The organism is Streptomyces sp. NPDC033180 (genome assembly GCF_055577645.1).
Genome location: NZ_JBVIPU010000001.1, coordinates 463,174 through 485,880, shown reverse-complemented (window position 1 = coordinate 485,880; position 22,707 = coordinate 463,174). Strand labels below are relative to the sequence as shown.

Annotated in this window: 20 protein-coding genes; 9 read left to right on the top strand and 11 right to left on the bottom strand. The window is 70.9% G+C overall.

Going from position 1 to position 22,707, the window contains the following annotated elements; all coding sequences use genetic code 11:
* Positions 1–30 precede the first annotated feature (30 nt).
* The 3 genes from lpdA to ACZ5WE_RS02275 form a co-directional block, all read right to left on the bottom strand.
* Positions 31–1,419 carry a dihydrolipoyl dehydrogenase gene (lpdA, locus tag ACZ5WE_RS02285; protein WP_467690505.1) on the bottom strand — a complete coding sequence of 463 codons (1,389 nt, stop codon included), beginning with the start codon at positions 1,417–1,419 and terminating at the stop codon, positions 31–33.
* A 302-nt stretch (positions 1,420–1,721) separates the two neighbouring features.
* A complete protein-coding gene (locus ACZ5WE_RS02280) occupies positions 1,722–3,254 on the bottom strand; it encodes a leucyl aminopeptidase (protein WP_467690503.1) in 1,533 nt (510 codons plus the stop codon).
* A gap of 205 nt (positions 3,255–3,459) precedes the next feature.
* Complete coding sequence (locus ACZ5WE_RS02275; RefSeq protein WP_467690501.1) at positions 3,460–4,242, bottom strand: adenosylcobinamide-GDP ribazoletransferase; 783 nt, start codon at positions 4,240–4,242, stop codon at positions 3,460–3,462.
* Positions 4,243–4,659: 417 nt separating this feature from the next.
* On the opposite strand from ACZ5WE_RS02275, the gene ACZ5WE_RS02270 reads away from it, so the two are divergent.
* Positions 4,660–5,421, top strand: a complete 762-nt coding sequence (locus ACZ5WE_RS02270; RefSeq protein WP_467690499.1) for a hypothetical protein — start codon at positions 4,660–4,662, stop codon at positions 5,419–5,421.
* Here ACZ5WE_RS02270 and ACZ5WE_RS02265 read toward each other — a convergent pair.
* From ACZ5WE_RS02265 to cobT, 3 genes are read right to left on the bottom strand one after another with little or no spacing between them, the layout of a single operon-like run.
* Positions 5,364–6,080, bottom strand: coding sequence for a hypothetical protein (locus tag ACZ5WE_RS02265; protein WP_467690498.1), 717 nt, complete (start codon positions 6,078–6,080; stop codon positions 5,364–5,366). The two genes, ACZ5WE_RS02270 and ACZ5WE_RS02265, sit on opposite strands and share 58 nt — an antisense overlap.
* Complete coding sequence (locus ACZ5WE_RS02260; protein WP_467690496.1) at positions 6,077–7,825, bottom strand: phosphatidylglycerol lysyltransferase domain-containing protein; 1,749 nt, start codon at positions 7,823–7,825, stop codon at positions 6,077–6,079. Before ACZ5WE_RS02260 ends, ACZ5WE_RS02265 begins: the two co-directional genes overlap by 4 nt.
* Positions 7,826–7,882: 57 nt before the next feature.
* Positions 7,883–9,022 carry a nicotinate-nucleotide--dimethylbenzimidazole phosphoribosyltransferase gene (gene cobT / locus ACZ5WE_RS02255; RefSeq protein WP_467690494.1) on the bottom strand — a complete coding sequence of 380 codons (1,140 nt, stop codon included), beginning with the start codon at positions 9,020–9,022 and terminating at the stop codon, positions 7,883–7,885.
* A 156-nt stretch (positions 9,023–9,178) separates the two neighbouring features.
* On the opposite strand from cobT, the gene ACZ5WE_RS02250 reads away from it, so the two are divergent.
* Positions 9,179–9,910, top strand: a complete 732-nt coding sequence (locus tag ACZ5WE_RS02250; protein ID WP_467690492.1) for a class I SAM-dependent methyltransferase — start codon at positions 9,179–9,181, stop codon at positions 9,908–9,910.
* A 15-nt stretch (positions 9,911–9,925) separates the two neighbouring features.
* Here ACZ5WE_RS02250 and ACZ5WE_RS02245 read toward each other — a convergent pair whose 3' ends face one another.
* Positions 9,926–11,125 (bottom strand): bifunctional adenosylcobinamide kinase/adenosylcobinamide-phosphate guanylyltransferase, encoded by a 1,200-nt coding sequence (locus tag ACZ5WE_RS02245; RefSeq protein ID WP_467690490.1) that lies wholly within the window; start codon positions 11,123–11,125, stop codon positions 9,926–9,928.
* A gap of 90 nt (positions 11,126–11,215) precedes the next feature.
* Between ACZ5WE_RS02245 and ACZ5WE_RS02240 the strand changes: the two genes are divergently transcribed.
* Entirely contained in the window at positions 11,216–11,437 is a 222-nt protein-coding gene (locus ACZ5WE_RS02240; protein WP_467690488.1) for a hypothetical protein, read from the top strand.
* Between the two features lie 80 nt (positions 11,438–11,517).
* Here the strand turns inward: ACZ5WE_RS02240 and ACZ5WE_RS02235 are convergent, their stop codons facing one another.
* The 3 genes from ACZ5WE_RS02235 to ACZ5WE_RS02225 all read right to left on the bottom strand — a co-directional run bounded on the left by ACZ5WE_RS02235 (position 11,518) and on the right by ACZ5WE_RS02225 (position 14,069).
* Complete coding sequence (locus ACZ5WE_RS02235; RefSeq protein WP_467690487.1) at positions 11,518–12,570, bottom strand: S1C family serine protease; 1,053 nt, start codon at positions 12,568–12,570, stop codon at positions 11,518–11,520.
* Between the two features lie 90 nt (positions 12,571–12,660).
* Positions 12,661–13,368: a class I SAM-dependent methyltransferase gene (locus ACZ5WE_RS02230; protein WP_467690486.1), complete on the bottom strand. Its 708-nt coding sequence runs from the start codon at positions 13,366–13,368 to the stop codon at positions 12,661–12,663.
* A 74-nt stretch (positions 13,369–13,442) separates the two neighbouring features.
* Positions 13,443–14,069 carry a DUF3043 domain-containing protein gene (locus ACZ5WE_RS02225; RefSeq protein WP_467690484.1) on the bottom strand — a complete coding sequence of 209 codons (627 nt, stop codon included), beginning with the start codon at positions 14,067–14,069 and terminating at the stop codon, positions 13,443–13,445.
* A gap of 267 nt (positions 14,070–14,336) precedes the next feature.
* Between ACZ5WE_RS02225 and ACZ5WE_RS02220 the strand changes: the two genes are divergently transcribed.
* From ACZ5WE_RS02220 to ACZ5WE_RS02200, 5 genes are all read left to right on the top strand, one after another.
* Positions 14,337–15,134 carry a PspA/IM30 family protein gene (locus tag ACZ5WE_RS02220; protein ID WP_467690483.1) on the top strand — a complete coding sequence of 266 codons (798 nt, stop codon included), beginning with the start codon at positions 14,337–14,339 and terminating at the stop codon, positions 15,132–15,134.
* A gap of 40 nt (positions 15,135–15,174) precedes the next feature.
* Positions 15,175–15,453 (top strand): PspA-associated protein PspAA, encoded by a 279-nt coding sequence (gene pspAA, locus ACZ5WE_RS02215; RefSeq protein ID WP_467690482.1) that lies wholly within the window; start codon positions 15,175–15,177, stop codon positions 15,451–15,453.
* Positions 15,454–15,614: 161 nt separating this feature from the next.
* Positions 15,615–16,853: a sensor histidine kinase gene (locus tag ACZ5WE_RS02210; protein WP_467690480.1), complete on the top strand. Its 1,239-nt coding sequence runs from the start codon at positions 15,615–15,617 to the stop codon at positions 16,851–16,853.
* On the top strand, positions 16,850–17,530 hold the full coding sequence (locus ACZ5WE_RS02205; RefSeq protein WP_467690479.1) for a response regulator: 681 nt from the start codon (positions 16,850–16,852) through the stop codon (positions 17,528–17,530). The genes ACZ5WE_RS02210 and ACZ5WE_RS02205 overlap by 4 nt, the downstream gene beginning before the upstream one ends.
* A gap of 151 nt (positions 17,531–17,681) precedes the next feature.
* Positions 17,682–20,828: an efflux RND transporter permease subunit gene (locus tag ACZ5WE_RS02200; protein ID WP_467690477.1), complete on the top strand. Its 3,147-nt coding sequence runs from the start codon at positions 17,682–17,684 to the stop codon at positions 20,826–20,828.
* A 66-nt stretch (positions 20,829–20,894) separates the two neighbouring features.
* Here the strand turns inward: ACZ5WE_RS02200 and ACZ5WE_RS02195 are convergent, their stop codons facing one another.
* On the bottom strand, positions 20,895–22,115 hold the full coding sequence (locus ACZ5WE_RS02195; RefSeq protein WP_467690475.1) for a multidrug effflux MFS transporter: 1,221 nt from the start codon (positions 22,113–22,115) through the stop codon (positions 20,895–20,897).
* Positions 22,116–22,182: 67 nt separating this feature from the next.
* Here ACZ5WE_RS02195 and ACZ5WE_RS02190 point away from each other — a divergent pair, with 67 nt between their 5' ends.
* Positions 22,183–22,674, top strand: a complete 492-nt coding sequence (locus tag ACZ5WE_RS02190; RefSeq protein ID WP_467690474.1) for a MarR family winged helix-turn-helix transcriptional regulator — start codon at positions 22,183–22,185, stop codon at positions 22,672–22,674.
* Positions 22,675–22,707 lie beyond the last annotated feature (33 nt).

The following is a 22,707-nucleotide window of genomic DNA, read 5'->3' as shown; positions in this document are numbered from 1 at the left end:
GTCTGGTCGTCGCGCCCGAGTGACTGAAGATCAGTCGTGGGAGTGGAGAGGCTTGCCTGCGAGGGCCAGGTGAGCCTCGCCCATCGCCTCGTTCTGAGTCGGGTGGGCGTGGATGAGCTGTGCGACCTCGGCCGGCAGCGCTTCCCAGTTGTAGATCAGCTGGGCCTCGCCGACCTGCTCGCCCATGCGGTCGCCGACCATGTGGACGCCGACCACGGCACCGTCCTTGACCTGGACGAGCTTGATCTCGCCCGCGGTCTTGAGGATCTTGCTCTTGCCGTTGCCCGCCAGGCTGTACTTGAGGGCGACGACCTTGTCCGCGCCGTAGATCTCCTTGGCCTTGGCCTCGGTGATGCCCACGGAGGCGACCTCGGGGTGGCAGTACGTCACCTTCGGCACGCCGTCGTAGTCGATCGGGACGGTCTTGAGGCCGGCCAGGCGCTCCGCCACCAGGATGCCCTCGGCGAAGCCGACGTGCGCGAGCTGGAGGGTCGGAACGAGGTCGCCGACGGCCGAGACCGTCGGGACGTTGGTCTGCATGTACTCGTCGACGAGGACGAAGCCGCGGTCCATCGCGACGCCCTGCTCCTCGTAGCCGAGGCCCTGGGAGACCGGGCCGCGGCCGATGGCGACCAGAAGCACCTCGGCCTCGAAGGTCTTGCCGTCGGCGAGGGTCACGCGGACGCCGTCCTGCGTGTACTCGGCCTTCTCGAAGAAGGTGCCGAGGTTGAACTTGATGCCGCGCTTGCGGAACGCGCGCTCAAGAAGCTTCGAGGAGTTCTCGTCCTCGACGGGCACGAGGTGCTTGAGGCCCTCGACCACGGTGACCTCGGCCCCGAAGGACTTCCACGCCGAGGCGAACTCGACGCCGATGACGCCGCCGCCCAGGATGATCGCGGACTTCGGCACGCGGTCCATGACCAGCGCGTGGTCCGAGGAGATGACGCGGTTGCCGTCGATCTCCAGGCCCGGCAGCGACTTCGGCACGGAGCCGGTCGCGAGCAGCACGTGGCGGCCCTGGACCCGCTGGCCGTTGACGTCCACGGAGGTGGGCGACGAAAGCTTGCCCTCGCCCTCGATGTACGTCACCTTGCGCGAGGCGATGAGTCCCTGCAGCCCCTTGTAGAGGCCGGAGATCACGTCGTCCTTGTACTTGTGGACGGCCGCCATGTCGATGCCCTCGAAGGTGGCCTTCACGCCGAACTGGTCGGCTTCGCGTGCCTGGTCGGCGATCTCGCCGGCGTGCAGCAGCGCCTTCGTCGGGATGCAGCCGTTGTGCAGGCAGGTGCCGCCGACCTTGCCCTTCTCGATCAGGGCGACGTCCAGGCCCAGCTGCGACGCGCGCAGTGCCGCGGCGTAACCGCCGCTACCGCCGCCGAGGATCACTAGGTCGAAAACGGTGCTGGCGTCGTTCGCCACGTCACGTCCTCCATGCATGTGCGCCGTACGCCGGACCCCTTGTTCTCGGGGGACGACCGGTCTGTCGGCTGGTATCGGCCGCTCTTGTTTCGGCCCTGTGGTGGGGGCCCTGTCCTGCCGAGAACCCATCTTCGCACTTGTCGGCGGGAGGTGGGACGGCGGGCCGGGCTGTGAGATGTCTGATTCGCCACGTGGGGGCGTTACCCAGGCGTATGAACGTACGGATTTCGTTGAGGGCGAAATCAGGCAGGGCCCGGACATCTGGACGTCCGGGCCCTGCCTGCGTACGACAGATCAGCCGGTCAGCCGAGGTCGCCCGCGGCCGTGCGCTCGGCGAGGCGGACCAGGGTGCGGACCGCGGTGCCGGTGCCGCCCTTGGGCGTGTAGCCGAACGGTCCGCCCTCGTTGAAGGCCGGGCCCGCGATGTCCAGGTGCGCCCAGGTGATGCCCTCGCCGATGAACTCCTGGAGGAAGAGACCGGCCACCAGACCGCCGCCCATGCGCTCGCCCATGTTGGCGATGTCGGCGGTGGGGGAGTCCATGCCCTTCTTCAGGTGCTCGGGCAGCGGCATCGGCCAGGAGGGCTCGCCCGCCTCCTCGGAGGCGTCGTGGATCGCGGCGCGGAACGCGTCGTCGTTGGCCATGATGCCGAAGGTGCGGCTGCCGAGCGCCATCATCATCGCGCCGGTCAGCGTCGCCACGTCGACGATGGCGTCGGGGTTGTCCTCGGAAGCCTTGGCGAGCGCGTCGGCCAGGACGAGGCGGCCCTCGGCGTCGGTGTTGAGCACCTCGACGGTCTTGCCGCTGTACATCCGCAGGACGTCGCCGGGGCGGGTCGCGGAGCCGGACGGCATGTTCTCGGCGAGCGCCAGCCAGCCGGTGACGTTCACCTCGAGGCCCAGACGCGCGGCCGTGACGACGGCGGCGAAGACGGCGGCGGCACCGGCCATGTCGCACTTCATGGTCTCGTTGTGACCGGCGGGCTTCAGCGAGATGCCGCCCGAGTCGTACGTGATGCCCTTGCCGACGAAGGCGAGGTGCTTCTTCGCCTTGGACGACGTGTACGAGAGCTTGACCAGGCGCGGCGGGGCGTCCGAGCCGACGCCGACGCCGAGGATGCCGCCGAAGCCGCCCTTGGTGAGCGCCTTCTCGTCCAGGACCTGGACCTTGATGCCGTGCTCCTTGGCGGCCGCGGTGGCGACCGCGGCGAACGCCTCGGGGTTCAGGTCGTTCGGCGGGGTGTTGATGAGGTCGCGGGCGCGGTTGAGCTCCTCGGACAGGGCGATGGCGCGCTCGACGGCGGCCTTGTACGCCTTGTCGCGGGGCTTGGCGCCGAGCAGGGCGACCTCGGCGAGCGGACCCTGGGCGTCCTTGCTGTTCTTGCCCTTGGCGGAACCATTTTCCTTGTACGCGTCGAAGGAGTACGCCCCGAGCAGTGCGCCCTCGGCGATCGCGCCGGTGTCCTCGGCGTCCTCGGCGGGCAGCGCGAACGCGGCCTTCTTCGAGCCGGACAGGGCGCGCGCGGCGGTACCGGCGGCGCGGCGCAGGGCGTCGGTGCCGTACGTCTCGTCCTTCTCCGGCACCGTGCCGAGGCCGACCGCGAGAACGACCGGCGCCTTGAAGCCGGAGGGCGCGGGCAGCTTGGTCACCTCGCCCTCGGCGCCCGAGGCGCCGAGGGTCTCCAGGACGGAGGCGAGCTTGCCTTCGTACGCCTTGTCCACGGCCTCGGCGCCCGGCGCGACGACCGGACCCTTGGCGCCCTTCGCGACGCCGACGACGATCGCGTCGGCGCGGAGGCCGGATGCGGCGGCAGTGCTGAGAGTCAGAGCAGTCACGGTGGTGAATTCTCGCTTCCGTTGAGTTCCTTGGCCGATGGGGTGGGTCGACCCGCCCGGCGCCAGCCTAGAACGGGCCGGAAAGGCACCGAACATGAGCCTACGCGCGTCGCGCCCATTCGATCGTGTCGGCGCAGATTCATCCGTACGTGGCGTCGCCTTTATGTTTCAAGGACGCGTACCAGGACGCGTACGGGGGTGTGGTTCAGCCGAGAGCCAGGACGACCAGGGCCGCCGTGGCCGCGGTCTCGGCGAGCGCGCCGAAGACGTCGCCGGTGATGCCCCCGAAGCGGCGGACGCAGTGCCTCAGCAGGAGCTCGGCGGCGCCCACCGCGAGCACAACGGCGACCGCGTACTGCACGGTCTCGTATGTCCCGAAGGGCAGGGCGGCGATCGCGGCCAGGGCGGTGACGAGTGCCGCCGCGAGCAGGGCCGCACCCCCGGGAACCGTTCCTGCCACCGCTGCCCCGAGCCCTTCCGGGCGGGCCGGCGGGATGCCTTGGCGGGCGGCCAGGGTGAGGGCGAGGCGGGCGGCGGCCGCCGAGACGACCGCGGCGAGTGCGCCCCGGGTCCAGGAGACCTCGTACAACTGGGCGAGTACGGCCACTTGGGCGAGCAGGGTGAAGAGCAGAGTGATGACGCCGAAGGGCCCGACGTCGGACTGCTTCATGATGCGGAGCGCCTGGTCCGCGGGTTTGGCGCTGCCGAGCCCGTCGGCGGTGTCGGCGAGGCCGTCGAGGTGGAGTCCGCGGGTGAGGACGGCGGGGGTTGCGACGGTCGCCGTGGCGGTGAGCAGCGGGCCCGCCCCGAGGGCCATGAGCGTGGCGCCGAGCGCGGCGGCGCAGAGCCCGACCACGAGCCCGGCGAGCGGGGCGCAGAGCATCCCGGCGCGGGCGGCTTCACGGTCCCACCGGGTGACTGTGACCGGGAGCGCGGTGAGGGTGCCGAAGGCGAAGCGGAGGCCGTCGGCGGGGGAGGTTCGGGACACCGCGGAAGCGTACCGGGGGCGGGGCCCGGGCCGGGCTTCTCCCGCATCCGCCCCTGGCCGCACGGGCTCTCCCGCCAGTCACCCTGCGTCCGCTCCTGGCCGGCTGTCCCGCCGGTCGCCCTGCGTCCGCCCCTGGCCGAATGGGCTTTCCCTCCCGCCCGCCGGTCACCCCGGGTTCGTTCCTGGCCGAATGGGCTTTCCCTCCCGCCCGCCCGTCACCTCGCGTCCGTCTCTGGCCGCACGGGCTCTCCCGCCCCCCCCGCCCGTCACCCGCACTTTGCGGCAGTTGGGGCCGGAGCAGCTGCGGGGCAATCGGGTCGGTGGGTGGGAAAGAATCGACGCGAAGCGGCGGCCGGGGAAGCACTCACGCGCCCGCAGCGAAATGCGGCAAGCAGCCCCCCGGCCGAGGATGGCCCCATGGCCGACTGGTGGTACCGGAATATCACGGAGCCGGGGAAGCTCCCGCTCCTCTTGGCGCTGCTCGCCTTCGTCGGCTGCTTCCTCGTCACGAGAACCATCACCCGCCTCATCCGCGCCGGCAAAGGCCCCTTCCGGAACATCAGCTCGGGAGACGTCCACATCCACCACGTCGTGCCCGGCATCTTCCTCCTGCTCGTGGGGGGATTCTGGGCCGTGGCGGCCGGCAGGCACAGCCTCGCCTCGATGTTCGCGGCCGTCACCTTCGGCATCGGCGCAGGTCTCGTACTGGACGAGTTCGCGCTGATCCTCTACCTCGACGACGTCTACTGGAGCGAGCAGGGCCGCAAGAGCCTCGAAGTGGTGATGCTGACCGCGGCCCTGGTGGTGCTCATCCTCACCGGGTTCACCCCGTTCGGCGTGGACGACCTGACACCCGAGGAACGCGGCAACCGCGCGGGCTTCGCCCTGAACATCGCCGTCAACTGCTGCTTCGCCCTGGTCGCCCTGGCCAAGGGAAAGCTGCGGACGGCCGTGATCGGCATGGTGATCCCGCTGGTCGCGATGGTCGGCGCGATCCGCCTCGCCCGCCCGGGGTCGGCATGGGCCAGGCGCTTCTACCGCAAGCGGCACCGCGCCCGCGCCCGAGCGGGCCTGCGTGCCTACCACCACGACCGCCGCTGGGCGGGCCCGCGCCGCAAGGTTCAGGACTGGATCGGCGGCAGGCCAGACCCGGAACTGCCCCGCCCGCCACGCCGCTGAAGCACCTCCGAGCAGGCGCACAGCACCAACACCGCCGCGATCGCCGCCAGATGCTCCCTGCCCGCGAGGTTGTTCTTGACGCACACCTCGGCGATCATCACGGCGGTCACGAGCCCCGCAGTGAACCAGGCGCGGTAACGCCAGCACACGTAGACCGCGAGCCCCACCACGGCGGCGGAAGGGCCGGTGTCGATGACCCGGGCGTCGGACGCGGGGAGCCCCAGCGGGCTGCCGGGACCCCACGCGATGCCCACGCGCGCGTAGAGCGTGCCGGCGAGGGTGGCCACGTAGCCGATGAGGAGCGTGCGCCACCAGCCGACGCAGATCTCCGCGATGCCGAACACCAGCAGGATCTGCGCGAGCGCACCCCAGACAGGCAGGTCGAGCGCGGGTACGAAGAGCGAGAGCGGGGTGCGCAGAAGGGCGAGCCAGAGCGGGTCATCGGCCCGCACGGAGCCGATGTTCTGCACGAACTGATAGCCCCAGGGCTGGTTCTGCGCGTACTGGAACAGGGCGGTGAGGCAGACGGCGGCCAGGGTCATGGGCGCCGCCCGCCACCGCCGCTCGGTGAGTCCGTCGCGTACCGCCGCGTACAGCGGCCCCCACTCGGTGCGCGCGAGACGGGTCAGACGGCCCGTGGCCGCCGCCGGGGAACTCATCGTCGGGACTCCAAGTGCTTGCGGTGCAGCCACTTCGGCAGGCCCGGCGCTTCCAGGAAGCCCTCCGCGCGGGCCGACGCGATGCCGATGCGCGGCAGGTCCGCGCTCTTCTCGAAGAGAAGGAAGCGGGGCTCCCAGATCGGGCGGTACTTCGCGTTGGCGCGGTACAGCGACTCGATCTGCCACCACCGTGAGAAGAAGGTGAGCAGCGAGCGCCACAGCCGCAGGACCGGGCCCGCGCCGAGCCGCGAGCCACGTTCGAAGACCGACCTGAACATCGCGAAGTTCAGCGAGACCTGAGTGATCTTGATCTCGGCGGCGCGCTGGAGCAGCTCGATGACCATGAACTCCATCAGGCCGTTCTCGGCGTCGCGGTCGCGCCGCATCAGGTCGAGGGAGAGCCCGCGCGGCCCCCACGGCACGAAGGAGAGCATCGCCCTCAACTCGCCATCGCCATCCGTGCACTCGAGCATCACGCACCGCCCGTCGGCCGGGTCGCCGAGTCTGCCGAGCGCCATCGAGAAGCCGCGCTCGGTGGCCCCGTCCCGCCAGTCGTCGGCCCGCTTGAGGAGGTACGCCATCTCGCCGGCCGGAATGTCCTCGTGACGGCGGATCCGCACCTCGTAACCGGCCCGCCTGACCCGGTTGTACGCCTGCCGGACGGTGCGCATGGCCCGCCCCTCCAGCGTGAACTCCTGGGTCTCGACGATGGCTTCGTCGCCCAGTTCGAGCGCGTCAAGGCCGTGCCGGGCGTAGATCGTGCCCGCCTCCTCGCTCGCGCCCATCACGGCGGGGATCCAGCCGTGCTCGCGGGCGTCGGCGAGCCACGGCTCGATCGCGCCCGGCCAGGCCTCCGGGTCGCCGATCGGATCACCGGAGGCCAGCGACACGCCCCCGATGACCCGGTAGGCGACCGCCGCCTTGGCGCTCGGCGACCACACGACGCTCTTCTCGCGGCGCAGCGCGAAGTAACCGAGCGAGTCGCGCTCGCCGTACTTGTCGAGCAGGTCGTGCAGCCCACGCTCGTCGTCCTCGGTGAGCGGGTCGACCGCCTTGCGCGAGCGGAACGCGGCGTACAGGACGGCCAGGAGGAGCAGCGTGCTGAGCACGTTGATGGAGACGTTGACCCAGCCGGGCGTGGCGATGCCATCGAACCGCCGGTCGTCGGCGGCCAGCGAGACCAGGCGCATCGTGCCGTAGCGCCAGCGGTCGAGGAACGTCGAACGGCTCTCGTCGTGCGCGTGGTTGGTGACCGTGACCAGGAGCGCGGCGATCAGCGAGGTCACGAGCAGCCCGCCGACGGCGACGGCCGCGGCGAGCTTCGGATTGGAGCGGTCGCCCTTGGCGTAGAACTCCCGGCGCCCGACGACCAGCGAGGCGACGAAGGCGGCGGTCAGGACGAGGGAGATCCAGTTCTGCGCGTGCCGGCGGATCTCCGGGAAGACCATCGCGAACGCGAAGAGCAGCAGAAAGAGCCCGCTGAGTACGAGGTTGAGAATCCATGCGGCGCGTTTGCGGCGGCGCATCGTGATGGCCAGGAACATCGTGAAGGCGCCAGAGGCGAAGCCCGCGGTGAGCAGATACGGCGTGAAGTAGTTCTCGGTGTTGTGCCGCCGCAGATCCTGCCCGAGGGAGACCCAGACCGCGCTCAGGAAGTTGATGAAGGTGACGGCGCGGAGGTACCAGACGCTGAAGGCCGCGGCGAGACGCTGACGGCGCCCGGCAGCAGATTGCTCATCTCCCATGAAAAGGGATCATATGGGGCATGCCGGGCCGCCTTCCGCTGTGACCAGCCGCGCCGCCTACTCCGCTTCGGGCGCCGCGGCCCCGAGCTTGTTCTCGGCCTCGGGGTCGCCCTCGGGGTCGGCCTCGGGCTCCGGCTCGGCCTCCGGCTCGGGCTTCCGCTCGGGCAGCTCCGCGGAGAGCGCCGCCGCGGCGCGCACCAGCGGCAGGGCGAGCAGCGCCCCCACGCCCTCGCCGAGCTGCACGCCCTGTTCGAGCACGGGGTCGAGCGCCATCCGGTCCAGGGCCTTGGCCTGCGCGGGCTCCCCGCTGTCGTGCCCCGCCAGCCACCAGTCCGGCGCCCGGAACGCGACCCGCTGGGCCACGAGGGCCGCGGCCGATGCCACCACGCCGTCCAGGACGACCGGCGTGCGGCGCACCGCACACTGCAGCAGGAACCCGGTCATGGCGGCGATGTCCGCACCGCCCACCGTCGCGAGCAGCTCCAGCTGATCCCCGAGTACGGGCCGGGCCCGCCGCAGCGCATCCCGCACCGCCGCGCACTTGCGCATCCACGCGAGGTCGTCGATCGGCGCCCCGCCCCGCCCGGTCACCACGGAGGCGTCGGTCCCGCACAGGGCGGCGACCAGCGTCGCCGCGGGCGTCGTACCGCCGACGCTCACGTCACCGAGCACGACCAGATCGGTCCCGGAGTCCGCCTCCTCGTCGGCGACGGCCATCCCGGCCCGCACCGCGGCCTCGGCCTCCTCCGACGTCAGCGCGTCCTCGATGTCGACGCGCCCCGAGCCGCGCCGCACCCGGTGCCCCGCCACCTGCGCGGGAAGCTCGGCCGGGTCGCAGTCCAGCGCCATGTCGACGACCCGGACGGGCACGTCGAGGCGGCGCGCGAGGATGGACACGGGGCTCGCGCCGGAGAGCACGGCGCGGACGAGGTCGGCCGCACTGCCCGCGGGCCTCGCGGACACATCGAGGCCCGCGACGCCGTGGTCACCGGCGAAGAGGATCACGCGCGGTCGCTCGATCGGCTTGACCGGCACCGATGACTGGGCCGCGGACAGCCACTCGGCAAGATCGTCCAGGCGGCCGAGCGCCCCGGGCGGCACGCTCTGCCGCTCCCTGCGCTCCTCGGCGTCGCGGCGCACCCCGCCGTCGGGCCGCTCGATCAGGTCGGTGAAGTCGTCGAGATTCAGCGAGCTCATTCGCCGAACAGTACCGGCAGGGTTTGGCGGCGAGTCAGACGGCCCGGCCCTCCCCGGTGTCGTTGCGCCGGCATGAATGATCCCTTACGTACCGTTTAGTGCAAATTGTCGAGCCACTCGCATCCGCATCGCCCGACGAAGGAGCCTGCCACGCCCATGGACGCCGCCCAGGCCGCCGCCGCTCAGGCCGAGAAGATCCTCACCGTCCCGTACTCCACCCGCCGCCACCGGGCACGTGCCCGCGCGATGGGCCGGTTCACCGAGCCGGAGAGCTGGCTGGACATCGAAACCGGGCACGGGTACTTCCCCGCCGCCGCTCAGGAGGTGCACCCGTACACCGCCTTCGACGGTCTCGACCTCACGGGGCGTGTGGAGGAGGGCCGCAGGGCGGGCCGCGTGGAGGAGGCCCACCGCGGGCTGCTCGCCGACCTGGCGCCGAAGCTCGCGGGACGCTACGACGCCCTGAGCATGTTCCACTACCTGGAGCGCAGCGCCGACCCGCGCATCGAACTCATCGCCGCCCGCACGGTGTTGCGCCCCGGCGGCCATCTGATGATCGAGGTCCCCCTGCCGCACAGCCGGTACGCCAAGGTCCTCGACAAAGGGTGGATCAGGCCCGAGCCCTATCACCGCATCCCGCTCGCCACCCTCCACCGTGAGCTCGAAAGCCTCGGCTACACCGTCGTGGCCACCGACCGGCGCGAGCCGCACATCCCCTTCGACCTGGCCGCGCACCTCGCCATCACCCTCGGCCGCATCCGCGCCGCGGCCCGCCTGGCGGTCCCGCTCCTGGCCGCCGCGGCCCTGATCGACCGGATCCTGGCCCCCTTGATCAGCCGCACCGGCTTCTCCAACGCCTACCGGGTCATCGCCCGACGCAGCCCCTAGGCGTGAGCGCCGCCTTCAGCCGCGCAGGGTGAGCGCCTGGCCCGCCACGACCATCAGCACGTGCTCGCACTCGGACGCGAACGCCGCGTTCAGACGGCCCAGTTCATCGCGGTAGCGGCGGCCAGACGCGGTCGCGGGGACGATGCCGGAGCCGACCTCGTTCGACACGGCGACGAGTGTGCGCCGGGTCGAGCGCACCGCGTCCGTGAGCTCCGAAACCCGCTTGCGCAGCGCCCGCTCGCCACCGCCCGCCCATTCGTCGTCGTCCCACGCGTTCACCTCGTCCATGGCGTACGTCAGCCACAGCGACAGGCAGTCGATGAGCAGCGGAGGGCCGTTCTGAGCGAGCAGCGGCACGAGGTCGCAGGTCTCGGCGGTGCTCCACGACCCGGGCCGCCGTTCACGGTGGGCGCTCACCCGGTCCGCCCATTCCGAGTCGCCGTTCCTGGTCCCGCCGGTGGCCACGTACAGCACATCGGGGAAGGCCTCCAGGCGGCGCTCCGCCTCCACCGACTTCCCGGACCGGGCGCCGCCGAGTACGAGGGTGCGGCGCGGCACGTCCGGTACCTCCTCGTAGGCGCCCACCACCAGCGTCGTCCCGTCCGGCACGGCCCGCGCACCGGCGGCGGCCAGCCTGCGGGTCAGCTCGGCGCCCGGCGGCACCTCGTGGCCCAGATGGACGGCGACGACATCCGTGGTCGGCCCGATCGCCCCCGTGGCCCGCAGCCGCGCGAGCCCGTCCGGACGCCCGACGACATCGGCGACGACCATCTCGTACGGAGCCTGCTCGTCCGGAAGCCCGGCGGGCGCACCCCCCGGCGGCAGATACAGCAGCCGCTCCCCGTCGGGGCCCGCGACCTCGTACCCCGTACCCGGGTGGTCCATCGCCACCGCGCGCACCCGGTGCCCGGTGAGCAGCGCGAGCTCCCGCCCGTCGGGCACCCGGCCAGGCTGCGGCAGTCCCGCCGGTACCTCCACCGAGGGGCCGTCGTGCGGGTGGGAGAGCAGAACCTGGCGCACACCGCCGAGCGAGTGCCCGGAGCGGGCGGCCGCGAAGGCGGCGCCAGGAGTGAGGTCGAGCAGCAGGACGCCGTCCACCAGAAGCGCGGTGGCGGCGCGCGCCGCGCCGCCGAGCGCGGTCGCACAGGCCGCGCAGGGGCAGCCGGGGCGGGGCAGGCCTTCGGGGGCGCCGGTGCCGAGCAGAGTCAGTTCCACAGGAAGATCCTCCCGCGTCGCCGCTGGCGCCGCTCGCCCGGCTAGGCTTCTAGCGGCTTCACACAGCTGTCGGACCATCGGGAGGCTGGCATGACGGCATGGACGTGGCGGTTCGAGAAGGCGGACGGGACTGAGGTCCAGCCCGCTCTGACGCCCGAGGAGTTCACGACTCAGGGGGACGCGGAGTCGTGGATCGGCGAGTACTGGAAAGAGCTCGTCGAAGGAGGCGCCGACCAGGTGTCCCTCTTCGAGGACGCGAACAAGATCTATGGGCCGATGAGCCTGCACGCGCAGGACGCGTCGCAGGAGTGAGTGACGCCTGAACGCCGAGGGGGTGGCCGCGACAGCGGCCACCCCCTCGGCGTCGTGTCGTCCTGGTTGAAAGCGGTGTCCTACATCTCGCCCAGCGTGACGTCGGCGGTCTTCTCGGCGCCGTCCCGTACGTACGTCACCTGCGCCTTGTCGCCCGGCTTCTCCCCGGCGAGCGCCTCGGAGAGCGAGGTGATCGTGATGATGTCGACGCCGCCCATCCTGGTGATGATGTCGCCGGCCTCGATGCCCGCCTCGGCCGCGGCACCGTCCTTCTGCGCGTCGACGACGGCGACGCCCGCGGGCTTGTAGTCGTCGCCGAGGACCGTGCGTCCCGTGATGCCGAGGGCGGCCCGGCCCGAGTCGGTGACCTTGCCGTCCTTGATGATCTGGTCGGCGATGGTCTTCACCATCGAGGACGGGATCGCGAACCCGATGCCGGGCGCCGCGCTGTCGCCCATCTGCGGATCGCTCGCGGCGAGGGTCGGAATGCCGATGACCTCGCTGTCGAGGGTGACGAGGGCACCGCCGCTGTTGCCCGGGTTGATCGCGGCGGACGTCTGCACCATGTTCGCGATCGTGGCCCCGGCGGCCCCCTCCGTGCGGGGCTCGCTGACGGTCCGTCCGGTGGCGGAGATGATGCCCTGCGTGACGCTGGACGACAGACCGAGCGGCGAACCCATGGCGAGCACGATCTGCCCGACCTCGGCCTTCGTGGAGTCCGCGAACTTCGCGGCCTTGAGCCCGTTCGGTGGGTTGTCGAGCTTGATGACGGCGAGATCCTGCTCGGGGTAGGAGGCGACGAGCTTCGCGGTGAGCGCCGTCTCCCCGGTGGCCGTCGTGACCTTGAACGTCCGTTCCTTGCCCACGACATGGGCGTTGGTGACGATGCGGCCCTTGTTGTCGTAGACGACGCCGGAGCCGAGGCTGTTGGAGGCGTCGATCTGGACGACGGACGGCAGGACGTCCTTGATCACCTGCTGGTAGTCGTCCTGCAGATCGCTCGCGGCCATGGGCGCGGCCTGCGTGGTGGACTCACCGGAGTCTGTGGAACCGGAGCTCGAGCAGCCGCTCACGAGAAGCCCGGCGGCGATGAAGGCGGCGACGGTGACGGCACGGGTACGCGAGACAGTCATGCCCCGAGTGTCGCGTTCACCCCAGTATGCCGCCTTGGGTGCGGGGCAATCGGGTGGGTGGGAAAGATCCGCCGCGAAGCGGCGGTTCAGTCAGTCCCGCACGCCGCAGACGTGCAGCAGAGCCGCGACCCGGCGATACGGGTCGGTCCGCCCGGCACGCTCCTCGGCGGCGAGCAACGCCGCCAACTCCGCTTCCTCCGGCGGCCGAGCCTCGTCCGACGCCCCGTCGGTGAAGACCCGCACCCCGTACCAGGCACGCAGTGGCGCCGCGATCCCCGCGAGCGAAGAGGAAACCGCATCGAGCCGATCGGCCCGCGCTTCAAGGCCGAGCCGATTGCGGTAGACGGTGGAGTCGAAGGCGGCCATCGCCCCCGCCCAGTCCCCGGCGAGCCCCGGCCGCATGGCCAGCGCGTCGGCGTTCCGTACGAGAAGGGAGAGCAGCCCGCCGGGGGCCAGCATCCGGGCCAGGCCCGCAAGCAGCGCGTCCGGCTCCTCGACGTACATCAGGACGCCGTGGCACAGCACGACGTCGAAGCTGCCCGGCAGGAAATGCACTCCGGTCTCGCGCCCGTCGCCCTCGACGATGCGCACCCGCCCCTGGATGCCCTCCGGCTCGGCGCCGAGCGCGGCACGCGCCGCGGCCACCATCGCCGGGTCCTGCTCGACGCCCGTCACCTTGTGCCCGGCACGGGCGAGGCGCAGCGCCTGCGTGCCCTGGCCCATGCCCACGTCGAGCACGCGCAGCCGCTGCCCCACGGGGAAGCGCCCGGCTATCTGCTCGTCGAGCTGCCGGGTCACCAGCTCCTGTCGTACGGCATTGCGCAGGCCGCCCAGCTTCTGAAGCCACGCGGCGGCCCCGCCGGCGAATCCGCTCAGGGCCGTTCTCCGCGCTTGACCTGCGGCTTCGGCAGCCGCAGCCGGCGCATCTGGAGCGTACGCATCAGGGCGTAGGCAACGGCGCCCTTCTTGCTCTCGCTCGGGAAACGCTCGGCCAGACGCTTCTTCAGGCGGAACGCCGTCGTCACCGAGTCCACGATGATCAGGACGATCACGAAGAGCCAGAGCAGCAGTGCGATGTTCTGCAGCTGCGGGATACGGACCATGCTCAGTACGAGGATGATCACCGCGAGCGGCAGGAAGAACTCGGCGATGCAGAACCGCGAGTCGACGAAGTCGCGCGCGAACTTGCGCACGGGCCCCTTGTCGCGGGCGGGCAGATAGCGCTCGTCACCGCTGGCGAGCGCCTGGCGCTGCTTGTCCATCTGGACGCGGCGTTCGTTGCGCTGCCGCTTCGCCGCCTCCTTGCGCGTCACAGGCGTGTTGGCCACGCTGCGGCGCTGGGTCTGGGCCTCACTGCGCTTGGGCGTGGGGCGGCCCTTCGGGGCCTCGGGGTCACGGGGCTGCTGGGAGTCGGTCACCGGGGCCTTGCTCGCCGGGGCCTTCTCGTCCTTGGATCGGCTACGGAACACAAAACCCAAGGGTACGGGGTGCGGACGCATGGACCCACGCCCGATGGGGAACGATCCGGCAACACCGGGCGTCTTGATTGTGTGGTTAGGGGGACGTTCCGTGTGGTTTACAAGCGGTTTTCGGGCCCTTCCCGGGGGTGCACCTACTCCCTACGCCTGAGCCCGGCCGGACACAGTCGTCCTTGGGGATGAGCGCATCCGCACGCGAACAGTGCGGTAATGGATGCAGGGCCCGTACTGTGGGTTCTGAGCAGTACCTGGAGCTGGAAGTCCGTCAGAAGGGGGCGCGCGAAGCCCATGAGCGGTGTCATGAAGCGTATGGGGATGATCTTCCGCGCGAAGGCGAACAAGGCCCTTGACCGGGCCGAGGACCCGCGCGAAACCCTCGATTACTCGTACCAGAAGCAGCTCGAGCTGCTGCAGAAGGTGCGCCGCGGTGTCGCCGATGTGGCGACCTCGCGCAAGCGCCTCGAACTGCAGCTGAGCCAGCTCCAGAAGCAGTCCTCCACCCTTGAGGACCAGGGCCGCAAGGCCCTCGCCCTCGGCCGTGAGGACCTCGCCCGCGAGGCGCTCTCGCGCCGTGCGGCGCTTCAGCAGCAGGTGACCGACCTGGAGACGCAGCACCAGACGCTCCAGGGCGAGGAGGAGAAGCTCACCCTCGCGGCGCAGCGCCTCCAGGCCAAGGTCGACGCCTTCCGCACGAAGAAGGAGACGATCAAGGCCACGTACACCGCCGCCCAGGCGCAGACCCGGATCGGCGAGGCCTTCTCCGGCATCTCCGAGGAGATGGGCGACGTCGGCATGGCCATCCAGCGGGCCGAGGACAAGACCGCGCAGCTCCAGGCGCGGGCGGGCGCGATCGACGAGCTCCTGGCCTCCGGAGCCCTCGACGACTCCTCCGGACTGGCCAAGGACGACATCCAGTCCGAGCTGGATCGCCTCTCCGGTGGTACTGATGTAGAGCTGGAACTGCAGCGCATGAAGGCGGAACTGGCGGGTGGCTCGTCGGCGTCGCCGAAGCAGGCCATCGAGCCGGGTCAGGGCCAGCCCCAGGCTCAGCAGCCGCAGGACACCCCGCGCTTCGACAAGCAGTAGACCCCTGCACAGCACACCGCTCACGTCCGAGGAGGGCGACATGATCGTACGGATCATGGGGGAGGGGCAGGTGAAGCTGGCCGACAGCCACTTCACCGAACTGAACAAGCTGGACGACGAGTTGCTCGCCGAGATGGAGAGCGGCGACGAGTCCGGCTTCCGCAGGACGCTGGGCGCGTTGCTGGACAAGGTCCGGGAGCTGGGCGAGCCCCTCCCGGACGACACCCTTGAACCCTCCGAGCTGATCCTCCCGGGCCCGGACGCGACCCTGGACGAGGTCCGCGAGATGCTGAGCGACGACGGCCTGATTCCTGGCTAGACGCGGGGCAATCGGTTGGGTGGGCGGGAAAGATCCGGCGCGAAGCGCCGGGCCAGGACAGCCAGGAAGACGGAGCTCAGCCACGACCCAGGGCATCGCCCCGCAGGGGCGGCCCGTCAGACGGCTCCCAGTAGCCCGCAGGGCCCCGTACCGTTCAGGGCGTGACCACTCTCGTGCGAGGCCGCTGTTGGGCCAAGGCGCATCCCCTGGCTGTGGACGCCGCCCTCGCGGCAGCCGTCCTCGTGTGCATGGTCATCGGCTCCTTCGTCGAGCCGTACGGCCATGACGGCGGCCCCACGTGGGGCACCAGGACCCCGGGCGCGCTCAGCCTCGTCCTGATGCTGCTCGGCGCCACCGCTCTGGTCTTCCGCCGCCGAGCCCCCTGGGTGGTGCTCGCGGCGACCTGCGCCGTCTCCGTCGTCGACCTGATCACCGGGGAGTTCCGCGGCGCCGTCGTGATGAGCGCGGTCATCGCCCTCTACACCGTCGCCGCCACCACCAACCGCCCCACCACCTGGCGCGTCGGCGTGGTCACCATCACCGGCCTCACCGGCGTCGCGATGCTGGCGGGACCGCTGCCCTGGTACGCCCAGGAGAACCTCGGCATCTTCGCCTGGACCGGCATGGCCGCGGCCGCCGGTGACGCCGTCCGCAGCCGCCGTGCCTTCGTGGACGCGATACGCGAGCGCGCCGAACGCGCGGAACGTACCCGCGAGGAGGAGGCACGGCGCCGCGTCGCCGAGGAGCGGCTGCGCATCGCCCGCGACCTGCACGACGTGGTCGCCCACCACATCGCCCTCGTCAACGTCCAGGCCGGGGTCGCCGCCCACGTCATGGACAAGCGGCCCGACCAGGCCAAGGAAGCCCTCTCCCACGTACGCGACGCGAGCCGCTCGGCGCTGAACGAACTGCGCGCCACCGTCGGCCTGTTGCGGCAGACCGGCGACCCCGAGGCGCCCACCGAGCCGGCCCCCGGCCTGGCCCGCCTCGACGACCTCGTCGAGACCTTCCGCCACGCGGGCCTCCCCGTGGAGGTCGCCCTCGGCGACACGGTGGCCGACCTGCCCGCGGGAGTCGACCTGGCCGCCTACCGCATCATCCAGGAGGCCCTCACGAACGTGCAGAAGCACGCCGGAGTCGGCGCCAAGGCCGAGGTCAGCGTCGTCCACGTAGGACCGAACATCGAGGTCACGGTCCTGGACGACGGCGGGGGCGAGAAGAAGGAACAGGGCGGCGAGAACGACGGCGGCGGACACGGCCTCCTCGGCATGCGCGAGCGCGTGAGCGCACTGGGCGGCCGCTGCACCGCGGGACCCCGCTACGGCGGAGGCTTCCGCGTCCATGCGATCCTGCCCGTCACGGCAACGCCGGTCAGCCCGGCAGAGGGAGGGACCGCGTGACGATCCGGGTGCTGCTCGCCGACGACCAGGCCTTGCTGCGCAGCGCGTTCAAGGTGCTCGTCGACTCCGAGCCCGACATGGAGGTCGTCGCCGAGGCGTCGGACGGCGCGGAGGCCGTCGAGCTCGCCAAGTCGCAGGCAGCCGACGTCGTCCTGATGGACATCCGCATGCCCGGCACGGACGGTCTCGCCGCCACCCGGCTGATCAGCGCCGACCCCGCCCTGACCCACGTACGCGTGGTCATGCTGACGACCTTCGAGGTCGACGAGTACGTGGTGCAGTCGCTGCGTGCCGGCGCCTCGGGCTTCCTCGGCAAGGGCGCGGAGCCGGACGAGCTGCTCGGCGCGATCCGGATCGCGGCCGCGGGCGATGCCCTGCTCTCCCCGGCGGCGACGAAAGGCCTGATCGCCAAGTTCCTCGCGCAGGGCGACAGTTCGGACGGTGACGGCGGGGCGCGCGGCGAGCGGCTCGACGCGCTCACCGGGCGCGAGCGGGAGGTCCTGGTCCAGGTCGCGGGCGGGCACTCGAACGACGAGATCGCCGAGCGCCTGGAAGTCAGCCCGCTCACCGTGAAGACCCACGTGAACCGTGCGATGGCGAAGCTGGGCGCCCGCGACCGGGCGCAACTCGTCGTCATTGCCTACGAATCGGGCCTGGTACGCCCAAGGGTGGAGTGATTGCGGACGCGACGTACTGCACCCGCAGTATGCGCGGCATAAGAACGGGTCCTCGGAGTGACGAATCATGCCCTGGACATGGCAGATCGTGTAGGGGGCACCGGCACGCCGGTGCCCGTTCCTGCGCAGTACGCCACAGAGAGAGACCACCATGTCCTGGCTGTCCCGGTTCAGCCTCGCCCAACGGGCCCTTGTCGGGCTGATATCGATCATCGCGCTTGTCTTCGGCGCGATCGCGATCCCTCAGCTCAAGCAGCAGCTGCTGCCCTCCATCGAACTCCCGATGGTGTCCGTCCTGGCCCCGTATCAGGGCGCGTCCCCCGATGTGGTCGAAAAGCAGGTCGTCGAACCCCTCGAGTCCTCCATCGACGCGGTCGACGGCATCACCGGCATCACCTCCACGGCGAGCGAGGGCAACGCCGTGATCATGGCCCAGTTCGACTACGGCAGCGGCTCCAAGCAGCTCGTCGCCGATGTCCAGCAGGCCGTGAACCGAGCCGGGGCCGAACTCCCCGACGACGTCGACCCGCAGGTCATCGCGGGTTCCACGGACGACATCCCGACCGTGGTCCTCTCCGTCACATCCGACAAGGACCAGCAGGCGCTCTCCGACCGGCTCGACCGCACCGTCGTCCCCGCTCTCGAGGACATCGACGGCGTCGGCCAGGTCACCGTCGACGGCGTGCGCGACCTCCAGGTCGACGTCACCCCCGACGACAGGAAGCTGGCGAAGGCGGGCCTGACCCCGGCCGCGCTCGGCCAGGCGCTGCAGGCCGGCGGCGCCACGCTCCCCGCGGGCTCCTTCGACGAGGACGGCAAGAACCGCACCGTCCAGGTCGGTGGCGGCTTCACCTCCCTGAAGCAGATCCAGGACCTGATGGTCGCCCCCGAGGCCAAGCCGGGCTCGTCGGCGGGCGCGGGCAAGCCGGTGCGCCTCGGTGACCTCGCCACGGTGAAGCAGCAGCCGTCGGACGCCACATCCATCACGCGTACGAACGGCAGGCCCAGCCTCGCCGTCGCGATCACGATGGACCAGGACGGCAGCGCCGTCGCCATCTCCGACGCGGTCAAGGACAAGCTGCCCGACCTGCGCAAGGACCTGGGCAAGGGCTCCGACCTGACGGTCGCGAGCGACCAGGGCCCCGCGGTCTCCAAGTCCATCGACGGCCTCACCACCGAGGGCGCCCTCGGACTGGTCTTCGCGGTCCTGGTCATCCTGGTCTTCCTCGCGTCGATCCGCTCGACGCTGGTCACCGCGGTCTCCATCCCGCTCTCGGTCGTTCTCGCCCTGATCGTGCTGTGGACGCGGGACCTCTCCCTCAACATGCTCACGCTCGGCGCGCTCACCATCGCCATCGGCCGCGTGGTCGACGACTCGATCGTGGTCCTGGAGAACATCAAGCGTCACCTCGGATACGGGGAGGAGCGCGAGGCCGCGATCATCACGGCGGTCAAGGAGGTCGCGGGCGCCGTGACGTCCTCGACCCTGACGACCGTCGCCGTCTTCCTGCCGATCGGCCTGGTCGGCGGCATGGTGGGCGAGCTCTTCGGATCCTTCTCGCTGACGGTCACGGCGGCGCTCCTGGCCTCCCTGCTCGTCTCGCTGACGGTCGTGCCCGTCCTCTCGTACTGGTTCCTGCGTCCCCCCAAGGACGTCCGCGGCGCCGACCCGGATGAGGCCCGCCGCAAGGCCGAGGAGAAGGAGGCGAAGAGCAGGCTCCAGCGCTTCTACGTCCCCGTGCTCCGCTTCGCGACCCGGCGCCGCTTCACCAGCCTCGTCATCGCGATCGTGGTCCTCGTGGGCACGTTCGGCATGGCTCCGCTGTTGAAGACCAACTTCTTCGACCAGGGCGAGCAGGAAGTCCTGACCATCAAGCAGGAGTTGAAGCCGGGTACCAGCCTGGCCGCGTCCGACGCCTCGGCCAAGAAGGTCGAGAAGATGCTGGACGGCCTGGACGAGATCAAGGACTACCAGGTCACGGTCGGATCCTCCGGATTCATGGCGGCCTTCGGCGGCTCCACGGACACCAACCAGGCCTCGTACACCCTGACGCTCAAGGACAAGTCCTCGTACGACAAGACGCAGGACAAGGTCGAGGAGGAGCTCGGCAAGCTCTCCGGCATCGGCCAGACGTCCATCGCGGCCGGTGACGGCTTCGGCAGCCAGGACCTGAGCGTGGTCGTCAAGGCCGCCGACGGCGACGTGCTGCGCGAGGCGTCCGACGAGGTGCGCGACGAGGTCGCGAAGATCGACGACGTCACGGACGTCCAGAGCGACCTGTCGCAGAGCATCCCGCGGATCTCGGTCAAGGCCAACGCCAAGGCCGCGGCGGCCGGTTTCAACGACACCACCCTCGGCCAGGCCGTCGCCCAGGCGGTCCGCGGCACCCAGAGCGGCAAGGCGATCCTGGACGACACCGAGCGCGATGTGGTGGTGAAGTCCGCGAAGCCGGCGAAGACCCTCGCCGAGCTGCGCGCGCTGAACCTCGGCTCCGCGAAGCTCGGGGACATCGCCTCGGTCAAGCTGGTCGACGGTCCGGTCTCGATGACCCGCATCGACGGCGCCCGCGCCGCGACGATCACCGCCAAGCCGACCGGTGAGAACACCGGCGCGGTCAGCGCCGACCTCACCAAGAAGCTCGACGCGCTGAAGCTGCCGGACGGCGCCACGGCGTCCATCGGCGGCGTCTCCGAGGACCAGGACGAGGCGTTCGCGTCGCTCGGCCTCGCGATGCTCGCGGCGATCGCGATCGTGTTCATGCTGCTCGTGGCGACGTTCCGCTCGCTCGTCCAGCCGCTGATCCTGCTGGTCTCGATTCCCTTCGCGGCCACGGGCGCCATCGGCCTCCTCATCGCGACGGACACCCCGATGGGTGTCCCGGCGATGATCGGCATGCTGATGCTGATCGGCATCGTGGTGACGAACGCGATCGTCCTGATCGACCTGATCAACCAGTACCGCAGGCAGGGCCACGGCGTGGTCGAGGCAGTCATCGAGGGCGGCCGCCACCGCCTCCGCCCGATCCTGATGACGGCCCTCGCGACGATCTTCGCCCTGCTCCCGATGGCCCTCGGCATCACGGGCGAGGGCGGCTTCATCGCCCAGCCGCTCGCGGTGGTGGTCATCGGCGGCCTGATCACGTCGACGCTCCTCACCCTCCTCCTCGTCCCGACGCTGTACGCGATGGTGGAACTCCGCAAGGAGCGTCGCCGCACGAAGCGCGAGGCGAAGAGGGCAAAGAAGGCGGGCGTACAGCCCGAGCAGCTGTCCGACGAATCGGAGCCCGCCCAGGTCTAAGACGATGTGCCCAGCCGTTCCGCAGGCGGAACGGCTGGGCACAACACCGAAGCCGCGGGGTAACTGCTAGCCAAGGCGCCCAGCACCACCACCGACGGGGTGCCCCTCAACCAGAGGGGCGCCCCGTCCGCGTACGCCCCACGCGAGTGCCAGCACGGCTAGTGCGCTGCACAGGGTCATTCCCAAGAACAGCGGCACCGCGGTGGCATCCCCACCGAGCCCCACCAGCGGCGCGACCACCGCGCCCAACGCGCTCTGGGCGGTGCCGAGCAAGGCGGACCCCACGCCGGAGGCACATGGCACCCGTTCCAGTGCGAGCGCCGCCGCGTTGGCCACGACGAGGCCGAGCCCACCACACACCAGAGCCATCAGCACCAGACACACCATCACCCCCAACAGCCCCGCCAGGGTGAGGGCGAGCAGCAGCGAAGCACCCGAGAGCATCGCGAGGAGCCCACCCCGCAGCAACGCCTCGGGAGCGACCCGCCCGACGAGGCGGGCCCCCACCGCACTGGAGAGCGTCGCGACCACCGCCCCGCCGGAGAAGGCGACGGACGATGCCCCGACCCCCATCCCCAGCACGTTCTGCAGCAGGAACGGCGACCCGGCTATGTAGCAGAACAGCATCCCGAACGCGAAGGTGAAGGCGAGCGTGTACGCCACGTACGCCCGATCGCCCACGACCTCGCGGACCGAGGCCGCCACCTCCCGCACCCCGCCCTCGTGCCGCCGCTCCCTGGGCAGGCTCTCCGGTACGCCGACCACGACCGTCAGCGTCACGAGCAGCGACACCCCGGCGAGCACCCAGAACACGCTCCGCCACCCCGCGGCCCCGATCACCGCGCCTCCGGCCAGTGGAGCGATGATCGGCGCGATCCCGGCCAGCGTCATGAGCACCCCGAACAGCCGTGCCGCCGCGGCCCCTTGGACCCGGTCGGCGACCACGGCCCGGCTGATCACCACCCCCGCGGCCCCGCTGAACCCGGTCACGAAGCGCAGCGCCACCAGCCATCCCAGCGAGGGCGCCACGGCGCACAGCGCGGTCCCCACGGTGCACACGGCCGCGCCCGCGAGCAGCGGGGCCCGTCTGCCGTACCGGTCGGAGAGCGGCCCGAAGACGAGATGCCCGAGCGTCATGCCGACCAGGAACGCGGTCAGCGTGAGCTGCACCCCGGAGGCGTCGGTGTGCAGTTCGTCGGCCATCCGCGGAAAGGCCGGGAGATACATGTCGGTCGAGAGCGGACCTATGAACGAGAGCAGCGCGAGCGCGGCGGTGAGCAAGGGCATGGCTGAGAGACCCCCCTGGGCAAATTAGAGATAGTTATATATCTATAGGTGACGCTAGCATGGGAGCGTGACAGAGCAGAGGAACGCGGAGAACGACGAGGCCGACCACCGGCTCTTCCGGCACGCCAGGGAGCTGACCCCCGCGCTGTACGCGCTCTCGCGGGTCCTGCGCTTCCAGGGCATGGAAGAGGCGGGACTGTGGCGACTGCCGCCGTCGGAGCTGGAGTTGATGCGCTACGTCCACGCGGAACCGGGCGTGACGGTGGGCGTCCTGGCCCGCGAACTGGGCCTGCACGCCAGCAATGTGAGCGCCACGGTCCGCGGCCTGGTCAACGCGGGTCATCTGGAGCGCGAGAAGGACCCGAACGACGGCCGGGTGGTGCGCCTGAAGCCGACCCTCAAGGCGGAGCAGGGCATGGCCCTGATCGAGAACGCCTGGGCGGAGATCTTCGCCGACGCGCTCGCCACCCTCTCCGAGGAGCAGTTGGCGGCGCTTGCCGCGTCCGTGCCGGCGCTGGAGGCGCTGGGCGGCGCGCTCAAGGAGCGTAGAACGCGGTAAGGGGCACCCGCAATAGCGGGCACCCCTTACCGC

Excerpts from the sequence above, each read along its gene's own strand:
- ACZ5WE_RS02250 (WP_467690492.1), top strand. The coding sequence starts at position 9,179 with ATGGACGCCGCCCAGGCCGCCGCCGCTCAGGCCGAGAAGATCCTCACC.
- cobT (WP_467690494.1), bottom strand. The coding sequence starts at position 9,022 with ATGAGCTCGCTGAATCTCGACGACTTCACCGACCTGATCGAGCGGCCC.
- ACZ5WE_RS02240 (WP_467690488.1), top strand. The coding sequence starts at position 11,216 with ATGACGGCATGGACGTGGCGGTTCGAGAAGGCGGACGGGACTGAGGTC.
- pspAA (WP_467690482.1), top strand. The coding sequence starts at position 15,175 with ATGATCGTACGGATCATGGGGGAGGGGCAGGTGAAGCTGGCCGACAGC.
- ACZ5WE_RS02195 (WP_467690475.1), bottom strand. The coding sequence starts at position 22,115 with ATGCCCTTGCTCACCGCCGCGCTCGCGCTGCTCTCGTTCATAGGTCCG.
- ACZ5WE_RS02200 (WP_467690477.1), top strand. The coding sequence starts at position 17,682 with ATGTCCTGGCTGTCCCGGTTCAGCCTCGCCCAACGGGCCCTTGTCGGG.
- ACZ5WE_RS02235 (WP_467690487.1), bottom strand. The coding sequence starts at position 12,570 with ATGACTGTCTCGCGTACCCGTGCCGTCACCGTCGCCGCCTTCATCGCC.
- ACZ5WE_RS02270 (WP_467690499.1), top strand. The coding sequence starts at position 4,660 with ATGGCCGACTGGTGGTACCGGAATATCACGGAGCCGGGGAAGCTCCCG.
- ACZ5WE_RS02225 (WP_467690484.1), bottom strand. The coding sequence starts at position 14,069 with ATGCGTCCGCACCCCGTACCCTTGGGTTTTGTGTTCCGTAGCCGATCC.
- ACZ5WE_RS02260 (WP_467690496.1), bottom strand. The coding sequence starts at position 7,825 with ATGGGAGATGAGCAATCTGCTGCCGGGCGCCGTCAGCGTCTCGCCGCG.
- ACZ5WE_RS02265 (WP_467690498.1), bottom strand. The coding sequence starts at position 6,080 with ATGAGTTCCCCGGCGGCGGCCACGGGCCGTCTGACCCGTCTCGCGCGC.
- ACZ5WE_RS02220 (WP_467690483.1), top strand. The coding sequence starts at position 14,337 with ATGAGCGGTGTCATGAAGCGTATGGGGATGATCTTCCGCGCGAAGGCG.